Source organism: uncultured Reyranella sp., assembly GCF_945957355.1.
In the GTDB taxonomy this organism is placed as follows: domain Bacteria; phylum Pseudomonadota; class Alphaproteobacteria; order Reyranellales; family Reyranellaceae; genus Reyranella.
On record NZ_CAMFKM010000007.1, the window covers coordinates 257,948 to 269,195 of the forward strand.

Annotated in this window: 10 protein-coding genes; 4 read left to right on the forward strand and 6 right to left on the reverse strand. The window is 67.6% G+C overall.

The genetic code is table 11. The annotated features are described in order from the left end of the window. Positions 1 to 5: 5 nt before the first annotated feature. From Q0Q48_RS14385 to Q0Q48_RS14400, 4 genes are all read left to right on the forward strand, one after another. Positions 6 to 1,100, forward strand: coding sequence for a tetratricopeptide repeat protein (locus Q0Q48_RS14385; RefSeq protein WP_295138785.1), 1,095 nt, complete (start codon positions 6 to 8; stop codon positions 1,098 to 1,100). After that, entirely contained in the window at positions 1,097 to 1,579 is a 483-nt protein-coding gene (locus tag Q0Q48_RS14390; RefSeq protein ID WP_295138788.1) for a hypothetical protein, read from the forward strand. The genes Q0Q48_RS14385 and Q0Q48_RS14390 overlap by 4 nt, the downstream gene beginning before the upstream one ends. A gap of 84 nt (positions 1,580 to 1,663) precedes the next feature. Beyond that, a complete protein-coding gene (locus Q0Q48_RS14395) occupies positions 1,664 to 2,515 on the forward strand; it encodes a hypothetical protein (RefSeq protein ID WP_295138792.1) in 852 nt (283 codons plus the stop codon). A 112-nt stretch (positions 2,516 to 2,627) separates the two neighbouring features. Further along, a complete protein-coding gene (locus Q0Q48_RS14400; protein WP_295138795.1) occupies positions 2,628 to 2,963 on the forward strand; it encodes a hypothetical protein in 336 nt (111 codons plus the stop codon). On the opposite strand, the gene Q0Q48_RS14405 is transcribed toward Q0Q48_RS14400, so the two are convergent. From Q0Q48_RS14405 to kdpF, 6 genes are read right to left on the reverse strand one after another with little or no spacing between them, the layout of a single operon-like run. Beyond that, positions 2,929 to 3,612: a response regulator gene (locus Q0Q48_RS14405; RefSeq protein WP_295138798.1), complete on the reverse strand. Its 684-nt coding sequence runs from the start codon at positions 3,610 to 3,612 to the stop codon at positions 2,929 to 2,931. The genes Q0Q48_RS14400 and Q0Q48_RS14405 overlap by 35 nt on opposite strands. Then, the gene (locus tag Q0Q48_RS14410; RefSeq protein ID WP_295138801.1) at positions 3,602 to 6,301 is read right to left on the reverse strand and encodes a sensor histidine kinase KdpD; all 2,700 of its coding nucleotides are present in this window, start codon (positions 6,299 to 6,301) and stop codon (positions 3,602 to 3,604) included. Before Q0Q48_RS14410 ends, Q0Q48_RS14405 begins: the two co-directional genes overlap by 11 nt. A 15-nt stretch (positions 6,302 to 6,316) precedes the next feature. Beyond that, on the reverse strand, positions 6,317 to 6,907 hold the full coding sequence (kdpC, locus tag Q0Q48_RS14415) for a potassium-transporting ATPase subunit KdpC (protein WP_295138804.1): 591 nt from the start codon (positions 6,905 to 6,907) through the stop codon (positions 6,317 to 6,319). 11 nt (positions 6,908 to 6,918) lie between these two features. After that, complete coding sequence (kdpB, locus tag Q0Q48_RS14420) at positions 6,919 to 8,967, reverse strand: potassium-transporting ATPase subunit KdpB (RefSeq protein WP_295138807.1); 2,049 nt, start codon at positions 8,965 to 8,967, stop codon at positions 6,919 to 6,921. A gap of 12 nt (positions 8,968 to 8,979) precedes the next feature. Then, positions 8,980 to 10,689: a potassium-transporting ATPase subunit KdpA gene (gene kdpA / locus Q0Q48_RS14425; protein ID WP_295138809.1), complete on the reverse strand. Its 1,710-nt coding sequence runs from the start codon at positions 10,687 to 10,689 to the stop codon at positions 8,980 to 8,982. A 7-nt stretch (positions 10,690 to 10,696) separates the two neighbouring features. Continuing rightward, positions 10,697 to 10,786 carry a K(+)-transporting ATPase subunit F gene (gene kdpF, locus Q0Q48_RS14430; RefSeq protein ID WP_295138812.1) on the reverse strand — a complete coding sequence of 30 codons (90 nt, stop codon included), beginning with the start codon at positions 10,784 to 10,786 and terminating at the stop codon, positions 10,697 to 10,699. Positions 10,787 to 11,248: the final 462 nt, after the last annotated feature.

Below are 11,248 nucleotides of genomic sequence, written 5' to 3' on the forward strand. Positions count from 1 at the left end.
TTTCAATGCCCGTCCGCGCATCCATTGCCCCATTGCCGGAGCCCGGCCACGCGCTGTTACGCGTGAGCGAACTCGGCGCCGCGCCCGAGGGCCTCACCATCTCGATCCAGCGTCAGCAGGGACCAGAAGCACATCTGGCCGACGATGGCTGGCGCCGCACCGAGACCTGGCTGATGCCGGACGAGGTGCGTCGCAACGGCGAGATCCTGGAATTCCATCTCGGCCCCGAGATCTGCGATCGGCTTGCCGGCATCGCGACCATCAGGCTCAGGGTGCGCGAGCCCGATATCGGCGTCGTCGGCACGACAGTCGTGGCCTGGCCCGCGATGCTGACTTCCGGCGCGGCCGGCGCCTCGGGCGTCTACGACGACACCGTGCGGCTTCGCCGCCGGCAGGCGCCGCAACCAGCGCCCGAGCCGGAACTGCCACCGCCGCTGGAGATCGCGCCCGAACCACCACCTCCCCCGCCACGCCCTGAACTGCGCGCGGCGCGCGACCCGCTGGCCGATCTGCCAAAGCGCTCCGGCGCGACGGGCTGGATGATTGCCGCCGTCGTGGTCCTGCTCGCAGTGGGCGGCGGCTACTACTACTGGACCAACCATCTCCATCCGCCGGAGCCCGTCGTCGCCACGGCGCCGCCGCCGGCTCCGACCCCCTTGCAGCCGCCCGCGCCGGAGCCGCCCAAGAAGTCGGTTCGCGAGACGGTCGCGGAGTACCTCGCGACCAAGCCCACGCCCGACGCGATGCTGGTCAAGGCGCGCGATTTCGCCAAAGCGGGTGACTTCGCTGCAGCCTTCCTGGTCTTCCGTCAGGCCGCCGAACAAGGCAGCGCCGCCGCGCAGCTCGAGCTGGCGTCCTTCTACGATCCGACGACGCCGCCCAAGGCGGGCTTCCCACACGACGGCACGCTGGCAGCGGACTGGTACGAGCGCGCCGCGCTGACAGGTCTCGCCGAAGCCCAGCGCAAGCTTGGCCTGCTGCTTACCAAAGGCGGCGCCGGCCTCGCGGCAGATGCGACCAAGGCCAGGGTCTGGCTGCAACAGGCGGCGGCGCAGAACGACGCCGACGCGAAGAAGGCGCTGGACGGTCTCCCGAAATGAAGATGATCCTGTTGCTGCCGGTGACGGCGGTGTTCCTCGCCGGACCGGTGCACGCGCAAACGGCCGGCAAGCCTGCAAGCCCGCCCCCGCCGAGCAACCTCGCCTGCGGTGTCCTGAAAGCCGAGAGCTCGAAGACCGGCTCGACGTCGAACTGGACCGTCTCCGGCCCTTCCGGAAAGAGCACGGAGACCGGCGTCCTGAAGAGCGGCCCGCGCTTCGACTGTCTGGACGGTGCTGTCCTGACCGTCGAGTTCACCTCGACGGCCGGCCACTCGTTCTTTGACGCCTATTTCCCCGACGGCACCAACATCGGTTACGGCCGTCAACAGATCGACCGTCGTAACAACCGCGTCGTCCTGCCCATTCAGGCCAAGGCCCGCATCGCCGCCCCTTACCGAACCGCCTTCGACTATCACTGCAAGCTCAACATGCCGGCCGATCCCATTACGCCCGCCATGCGCGCGGAGTGCGCCTTCTGATCCCTCGTCATCAGGCACGCGAATTGCACTAAGTATGCGGGCCACAACGGGGAGATCTTCATGAGGAAAACCATTCTTGGCGGGATGACCGCTCTTGTCATGGCAGGCTCGGCGCTGTTGGCCAGCCAACCGGCGCTGGCTCAGGGCGGGATCGACAACAGCTCACTTTCCTCTCCAGCCTTCCGCGAACACAAGCGTACCTTCGGCCTCGTCTATACGCTGCCGAAGGAAGTGAACGACCTTCTCTCCATCACGATCGGCGGGTTGCTGCGCGAGAAGCTGCTGAACGCCAAGCTCATCGACGAGGCGCTGCGCTTCAACATTCCGCACGTCACGGTGCTGCACATCCACAATGCCGATCCGACGACGCCCGAGAAGATGCTGAAGGCGGTGCCGAAGCTGCCGCCCGTGCTCAACGTCACACTCAAGAACTTCTACACGACCGAAGCCGCCAAGGGCGCCGGCCATCCCTGGTGGCTCGACCTCGGCATCGTGAAGGAAGGCCCGGGCTTCGAGGCGATGATGGCGTTCAATACCGTCGCCACGGCCGCGCTGACGCCGCTGCGCGACGGCCCGCTGCCGCGCGTCACCGGCCCCGTCTATGGCGTGATGGGCGACGCCGCCAAGGAGCTGGTGCAGACGGTGGGCGTGAGCGGCCTCAATACCGTCAAGGACGGCAAGGAACTGCGCCCGCACAATCCGCACAACACGCTCGTCTACTCGATGGCGAAGTTCACGCCGGAGATCCAGGCGGCGTTCAACCAGACGGCGGCCGAGTTCAACCAGATCCTGCCCGGCGGCATCCCGACCGCCTTCAAGACCGTGTCGATCGTGGAATTGGGCTTCGCCGGCAATGTGCTGCGAGAGATCTACCGCCTGAGCCTCGAGGACGGCTCTGTAATCGACGTCGCGACCGGCGCCAAGGTCGCGAAGTAGGCCTTCCGCGAACCGCCCCGTCTTTATGGCGGGGCTATACCGGGCCGCTCCCGACCCTCTCGATTTCCTACGGAGGCCTCCGCCATATCGGAGGCCTACCGAAGGAGTTCATATGTCCGGCATTCCATCCGAAGACCTCGTCGATCAAGTGATGGCGGTCGCACACCTGCAGCCCGCCGCGAGTGTCGTCGTCATCGGTCACCACACCTTGCCTCTTCTTCTTGCCCTGATGCGTCGCGGCTGCACGTGCGTGCGCAGCTTGCGTCCTGGCGTGGCATCGCCAGACGGTGAAGCCGCCGACCTTGCCTGGATCGTCGATGTCGCCAATGAGAATGAGCTTTACGAAGCCTTGCAGGCCGCGCGCCGCCGTACCGGCACCAGCGGCCGCGTGATCATCGCCGACCGGCTCGTCCTCAGACCAGCCGGTACCCTACACCCGGTTCGGTGAGAACGTGCTGCGGCGAGGCGGGATCAGCTTCGATCTTCTGGCGAAGCTGACGGATGTAGACGCGCAGGTATTGCGGATCGACCGCCTCGTCGCGCCACACCTCGCGCAGCAGGTGCCGGTGCGTCAGTACCTTGCCGGCATGGATCGCCAGCTGTTCGAGGATGTCATACTCCTTGGGCGACAGCTTCACCGCCTCGCCGCCCCGCTCGACCAGCCGGCGCACCAGGTCGACCTTGAGCGCGCCGCTGGCAAAGTTGCGGTCCGCTCCCTGCTCCTGCAGCCGGTGGCGCAGCGCCGCCCGCAGGCGGGCCATCAGCTCCTCGGCGCCGAACGGCTTGGTGACGTAGTCGTCCGCGCCGGAATCCAGCGCCGCCACCTTGGTCGCTTCCTCGCCGCGTCCCGACAGCACGACGATGGGCACAGGCGCCAGCTTGCGGATGTCGCCGATCAGCTCGAGCCCGTCGCGATCGGGCAGGCCGAGGTCGAGGAGCACGAGGTCGGGCCGGTGGTGCCGCATGGCCTGCAGAGCCTCGGCACCCGTGCCGGCCTCCAGCGTGCGGTAGTCATGGGCGGCCAACGTGGTCCGCAGCAGGCGGCGGATCGGAGGTTCGTCCTCGACGATCAGGATGGTGGCGCCGTCAGCCGTCATGTCCCACCGGAAAACTCACAACGAATTCCGCCCCGCTGGTTTCAGTTCGATCATCTCGATTATCTCGACTGCTTCGATTGTGTGCCGTCAGCGTACCACCCATGGCTTCGACGAAACCGCGGGCGATGGCGAGGCCCAGTCCGGTGCCGGCGCGACGCCGGTCGCCCGATTCGGCGCGATAGAACTTCTCGAAGATGCGGTCGAGGTCGGCCTCGGCGAGGCCCGGCCCCTCGTCGCGCACGACGATCTCGACCCGCGATCCGGCGAGTCTCGCCTCAACCGAGAGGCGGCCGCCGGGCGGGGAATATTTGGCGGCATTATCGAGCAGGTTGAACAGGGCCTGCTCGGCCAGCACGAAGTCGAGCTGAAGCGACGGCAGCGCCGGCGGCACGATGCTGGCGACCTCGTGGCCCGCCACCAGGGGCGCGGCGCGGCGCAGCGCTGTCGAGATCAGGTCGCCGACTTCGACCGCCTCCCGCTTGGGAACGATGGCGCCGGCATCGAGCCGCGTCATGTCGAGCAGGTTGCCCACGAAGCGGTCGAGCCGCTCGGCCTCGCCCTGCGCCGTCGCCAGCAGCTCCTCGCGCGCCGCCCCATCCAGGCGCTTGTCGAAGCTGCGCAGGCTGGAGAGAGCACCGATGATCGAGGCGAGCGGCGTCCGCAGGTCGTGCGACACCGATGTCAGCATCGCCGAGCGCAGCCGTTCGCGCTCCGCCCCCAGCCTCGCCTGATCGATGTCTTCCGCAAGGGTCACGCGCTCGATGGCGACGGCGGCCTGATTGCCGACGGCCTCCAGCAGGCGGCGCTCACCCGCCGTCAGCTCATGGCCTTCCTCGTTGGGCAATACGCCGATCACGGCGACGGCCGAGCGGCTGGTACGGACGGGCACGAACAGCCAGCGCCCGCCCGGCAGGGTGTCGGTACCGCGCCCCGCCGGCCGGTCGGCGTCCCACGACCAGCGGGCGGCGGCGAGGTCGGCCTCGCTCAGTGCCCCATCCGGCGGAAAAGCAGCCTGGGTGGAAAGTTCGCCGTCCTGCGGCATCAGGACGACGACCTCGGCCTTGAGCAGCCGGGCGATATGGGAAACCACGATCCAGAGGAGATCGTAGAGATCGACGACACCGGCAATCTTGCGGCTGAAGGCATAAAGTCCCGCCGTGGTTCGCGCCTCGCGCCGCGCTGATTCGGTCTGCGTACGGGTCCGTGCCGCCAACGCGCTGGCGATGACGGCCACGACGACGAACAGGAACAGCGCCATGACGTTGGCGGGATCTGCGATCGTGAACTGGTAGAGCGGCGGCAGGAAGAAGAAGTTGAAGCAGGCCACGCTCAGCGCCGAAACCCAGAGCGACGGCACCAGCCCATGACGCGCGGCCGAAAAGAGGACGGGCAGCACATAGACCAGTGATATGTTCGGCAACACGATCAGCCGGTCGATCAGCACGCCGGCCATCGTCGCGACCGCCGTCGCCAGGATACCCTCGAGGTAAGGTCCCGGCGTCAACGGCACGTCGCGCAGCCAGTCCCGCGATCCGCTTGTCTGCTCGACCTCGGCCGAGGGCGCGACTTCGACCGCCAGGCCTGAGCCCGAGCGCACCAGCTCGTCGACGACCGAGCCATGACGCAGCTCGAACCAGCGCGAGCGCCGCGACTTGCCGACCACGACCCGCGTGGCGTTGCGCGAGCGGGCGAAGGCCACGATCTCCTCGACGATCGAGCGGCCGGGCAAGGTCACGATTTCGGCGCCGAGCTGAACCGCCAGGCGCTGGGCCTCGGCCAACCGCGAACGCTCAGCCTCCGACAGGGTCGCATGCCGGTCGGTCTCGACATAAAGGGCGATCAGCTCGGCATCGAGCGCGTCGGCGCTTCGCTTGGCGGCCCGCACGGCATTGGCCGCGCCCGGCCCGGGATCGAGGCAGACGATCACCCGCTCGCCCGCCGCCCATGGGCCGGTGATGGCGTGCTCACGCATGTAGCTGCGCATCTGCTCGTCGACGCGGACGGCGGTACGCCGGAGCGCCAGCTCGCGCAGTGCCGTCAGGTTGCCCGGTGAGAAATAGTGGCGCAGCGCGCGTTGCGCCTGGTCGCGGACATAGACCTTGCCTTCGGCCAGACGGGCGATCAGGTCGGCCGGCGTCAGGTCGATCAGCTCGACCTCGTCGGCGGCATCGACCACGCGATCCGGCACGGTCTCGCGCACCCGGATGCGCGTGATCCGCGCCACCACGTCGTTCAGACTCTCGATATGCTGGACGTTCAGGGTCGAATAGACGTCGATGCCGGCCGCCAGCAGTTCCTCGACGTCGAGGTAGCGCTTGGGATGGCGGCTGCCCTCGGCGTTGGTGTGGGCGAGCTCGTCGACCAGAACCAGCGCGGGGCGCCGCTTCAGGATGGCATCGAGGTCCATCTCCCCGATCGTGCGGCCGCGATAGTCGACGGACCGGCGCGGCAGGATCTCCAGGCCGTGGAGCTGGGCCTCGGTCTCGACCCGGCCATGCGTTTCGACGACGCCAACGACCACGTCGACGCCCTCGCGGAGACGCCGGTGGGCCGCCGACAGCATCTCCCAGGTCTTGCCGACACCGGGCGCCGCCCCGAGGAAGATCTTGTGCTTGCCGCGCGACTCCTTCTCCGCGGCTTTCAGGAGCGCGTCGGGCGAAGGCCGGAGATCATCAACGGCGGCGGGCATGCTGCCGGATCATTGTCACCGCTTGGGCAGCGCGTCGAGGGCAAGGTTGAGCTGCAGCACGTTGACCCGCGGCTCGCCCAGCAGGCCGTACGTGCGGCCCTCGGTGTGCCGCGCCACGAGCGCCTGCACCTCGGCTTCCGGCAGGCCGCGCGCCCTCGCCACGCGAGCGACCTGCCAGGCCGCGGCCTGGGGCGAGATGTCGGGATCGAGGCCGCTGCCCGAGGTGGTCACGAGGTCCACCGGAACACCCTTGCCGAACTTGTCGGCCTCCTCTTTGACCCGGTCTACCAGCGCCTTGGAAGTCGGCCCGAGATTGGAGCCCATGGAGTTGGCCGCGTTGTACGGCGCGGCGACGGTCTTGGCCGAATCCGCGGGATCGGTATCGGTCGTGGCCGACGGCCGGCCGTGGAAATAGGTCTCGCCGGTGAAGGACTGGCCGATCAGGCTCGATCCCACGACCTTGCCGTCCTTCACGACGAGCGAGCCCGCGGCCTGTCCGGGGAAGGCGGCGCCGGCCACGCCCACCATGGCAAGCGGATAGGCAATGCCCAGCAGAGCCGTCATCAGCACCAGCATGACGACGGACGCACGGAAATGACGAAGCATGACAGTCTCCTTCAGGCGAGGCCGGTGGCCGCGACCACGACGTCGATCAGCTTGATGCCGACGAAGGGTACGATCAGGCCGCCGATGCCGTAGATCAGCAGGTTGCGCCGCAGCAGGGCGGCGGCACCGCTCGGGCGGTACTGCACGCCGCGCAGGGCGAGCGGGATCAGCGCCACGATGATCAGGGCGTTGAAGATGATGGCCGACAAGACGGCGCTCTGCGGCGTCGCCAGGCCCATGACGTTCAGAGAGCCGAGCTGCGGGTAGAAGGCGATGAACATCGCCGGGATGATCGCGAAGTACTTCGCCACGTCGTTGGCGATAGAGAAGGTGGTGAGCGCGCCACGCGTCATCAGCAGCTGCTTGCCGATGGCCACGATCTCGATGAGCTTCGTGGGATCGCTGTCGAGATCGACCATGTTGCCGGCCTCGCGCGCGGCATTGGTGCCGGTCTGCATGGCGACACCGACATCGGCCTGGGCGAGCGCCGGCGCGTCGTTGGTGCCGTCGCCGCACATCGCCACCAGCTTGCCCTTGGCCTGCTCCTCGCGGATCAGGCGCAGCTTGGCCTCCGGGGTCGCCTGCGCCAGGAAATCGTCGACGCCAGCCTCGGCGGCGATCGCCGCCGCCGTCTGCGGATTGTCGCCGGTGATCATCACGGTGCGGATGCCCATGGCGCGCAGTTCGGCGAAGCGCTCGCGGATCCCGCCCTTCACGATGTCCTTCAGGTAGACGACACCCAGGATGCGGCCGTTGCGCGACACGCCGAGCGGCGTGCCGCCTTCCTTGCCGATGCCCGTGGCAATGCGGTTGACCTCCTCGACCGGCGGCGTGACGCCGAGCGTGCGCGCGTGCTCGATCACCGAATCGATCGCGCCCTTGCGGATCACCGCGCCCTCGTGGTCGACACCGCTCATGCGGGTCTGCGCCGTGAAGGCCACGAACTGCCCGTGCAGCTCGGCCACGTCGACACCGCGCAGGCCGTATTTCTCCTTGGCCAGCACGACGATCGAGCGCCCCTCGGGCGTCTCGTCGGCGAGGCTCGCAAGCTGGGCCACGCGGGCGACCTCCTCCTCCGTCACGCCCGTCACCGGGATGAACTGCGTCGCGTGCCGGTTGCCGAGCGTGATGGTGCCGGTCTTGTCGAGCAGCAGCGTATCGACGTCGCCCGCCGCCTCGACGGCGCGGCCGGAGGTCGCCAGCACGTTGAAGCGCACCAGCCGGTTCATGCCGGCAATGCCGATGGCCGACAGGAGCGCGCCGATGGTCGTCGGGATCAGCGTGACAAACAGCGCGATCAACACGACGACGGAGACCGCACCGCCGGCATAGGTCGCGAAGCTCGGGATGGAGACGACCGCCAGCACGAAGATCAGCGTGAGGCCGGCCAGCAGGACGCTGAGCGCCAGCTCGTTAGGCGTTTTCTGGCGCGCCGCGCCCTCGACCAGCGCGATCATGCGGTCGAGGAAGCTCGATCCCTCTTCCGCTGTGATGCGGACCTTGATCCGGTCCGACAGGACTCGCGTGCCGCCGGTGACGGCCGAGCGGTCGCCGCCGGCTTCGCGGATCACCGGCGCGGACTCGCCGGTGATGGCCGACTCGTCGATCGTCGCCACGCCTTCGATGATCTCGCCGTCGCCGGGCACGAGGTCGCCGGCCTCGACCAGCACCTTCTCACCCACCTTCAGCGTATGGGCGCGACGGGGTTCGAAGGTGTCGCCGACACCCAGGAGCACCTTGGCCATGGTCTCGCTGCGCATGCGGCGAAGCGTGTCGGCCTGGGCCTTGCCGCGGCCCTCGGCGACGGCTTCGGCGAAGGTGGCGAACAGGACGGTGACCCACAGCCAGATCACGATCTGGATCTGGAAGCCGCTTCCGGTGACGCCGGTCGCGATGTCGCGCACGGTGAGGATGGTGGCGGCCAGGGCCACCATCTCGACGGTGAACATCACCGGGTTCTTCACCAGCTCGCGCGGGTCGAGCTTGGTGAAGCTGCCGAGCAGCGCCGGCTTCAGGATCGCGGGGTCGAGGAGCGACTGCGACTTGTCACGTTTACTCATGATGACGCCTCGTTAGAACAGCGTGCCGGCCAGCAGGGCGAAATGCTCGGCAATGGGGCCGAGAGCCAGGGCCGGAAGGAAGGTGAGACCGCCGACGATCAGCACGGCGCCGACCAGCAGGCCGACGAACAGCCCGCCATGGGTCGGGAAGGTGCCAGCCGAAATCGCGGCCTTGCGCTTGGACGCGAGCGCCCCCGCGACGGCCAGCATCGGGATGATGATGGCGAAGCGGCCGACCATCATCGCGACAGCGAGCGTGCCGTTGTAGAAGACGGTATTGCCCGTCAGGCCGCCGAAGGCGCTGCCGTTGTTGCCCGCGGCCGACGTGTAGGCGTAGAGAATCTCGCTGAAGCCGTGCGGACCGGCATTGGCCGGGCCCGCCAGGCCCACCGGGATGACACTGGCCAGCGCCGTGAAACCCAGGATGGCAAGCGGGGCGCAGAGGATCGCCAGCATGGTGAACTTCACCTCGCGCGCCTCGATCTTCTTGCCGACATATTCCGGCGTCCGGCCAACCATCAGGCCGGCGAGGAAGATCGCCAGGATGGCGAACAGGAGCATGCCATAGAGGCCCGCGCCGACGCCGCCGATGATGATCTCGCCCAGCAGGATGTTGAGCAGCGGGATCATGCCGCCGAGCGGCATGAAACTGTCGAGCATAGCATTGACCGCGCCGCACGAGGCGGCCGTGGTGATCACGGCGAACAGGGTCGACAGCGTGATGCCGAAGCGGACTTCCTTGCCCTCCATGTTGCCGGCGGCATTGTCGACGCCGAGCGCACCGATCAGCGGATTGCCGCCGGCCTCGGCCCAGTAGCAGACCACGACGCCGGCCAGGAACAGCACGCCCATGGCGGCCAGGATCGCCCAGCCCTGACGCTCATCGCCGACGGCGCGGCCGAACAGGTTGGTGAGCGCCGCGCCGATCACGAAGATCGACAGCATCTGCACCAGGTTCGAAAACGCCGTCGGATTTTCATAGGGGTGCGCGGAGTTGGCGTTGAAGAAACCGCCGCCGTTGGTGCCCAACATCTTGATGGCGAGCTGCGAGGCCACCGGCCCCTGCGCGATGGTCTGCTTGGCGCCCTCGAGGGTTGTCGCCTCGACATAGGACGACAGGTTCTGCGGCACGCCCTGCCAGACATAGAAGACCGTCAGCAGGATGCAGAAGGGCAGGAGCACATAGAGCGTGACGCGCACCAGGTCGGCCCAGAAGTTGCCGATGCCCTTGGATTCGGCGCGCGCGAAGCCACGCACCAGCGCGACGGCCAACGCGATGCCGGTGGCGGCGCTCAGGAAGTTCTGCACCGAGAGGCCCGCCATCTGCGAGAGATAGCTCATCGTCGTCTCGCCGCCGTAGTTCTGCCAGTTGGTGTTGGTCAGGAAGCTCACCGCGGTGTTGCCCGCGAGATCCGGCGCCACGGCGGACATGCTCTGCGGATTGAACGGCAGCAGGTCCTGCAGGCGCAGCAGGAGATAGAGGAAGGCGAAGCCCACGACGTGGAAGACCACCATGGCACGGGCATAGACCCACCAGCTCTGTTCCTCTGCCGGGTCGATGCCGGCGAGGCGATAGAAGCCGCGCTCGACCGGCAGCAGCGCCGGCGACAGCAGGGTGCGCCGTCCAGCCATGACATTGTCGAGATAGCCGCCAAGCGGCCGCGTGAGCAGCAGCACGAGGCCGCAGAAGAGCGCGATCTGCGCCCAGCCATTGAGAGTCATGGCCGCCTCAGAACCTTTCCGGCCGCGCCAGCGCGACCGTCAGATAGACGAGCAGGAGGGTGGCGAGTGCGCCGCCTAGGACATAGTCGAAGCTCATGATCGCCTCACAGCCTGCTGCACAGGCGTTCGTAGGCGATCAGCAGGCAGAACAGGACGAGGCCGCCGCCGAAGAACAGGATGTCGAGCATGGAAGTCTCCTTCGGCCGCATAGGAGGCGTTCCAGGCATAGGATTTCGAGCCGGCGGACGCGCCGCCGACATAGGAAATTCATAGGAATTTGCGGCGCGTGACCCTCAGGTCCCTGATCAGATTGCTGAAGAGGCCCCTCTGCTGTCGGCAGTCGCTTCCGTCCTTATGGGAATCCTATGGGTTTCCCTCGTCACTCTTCTGGAATTCCTAAGCCTGGACGGCGTTCTGTGCGGCCGACAACAGGGGAGACAACGGATGATCGGCAGAAGCTTGATCTCGATGATTGCGATGATCGTGTCGAGCGCTTCGTACGCGCAGGGCACGCCCGATGCGGCGACCACGCCGGCGGCGCCCGAGAAGGAGACCTGGA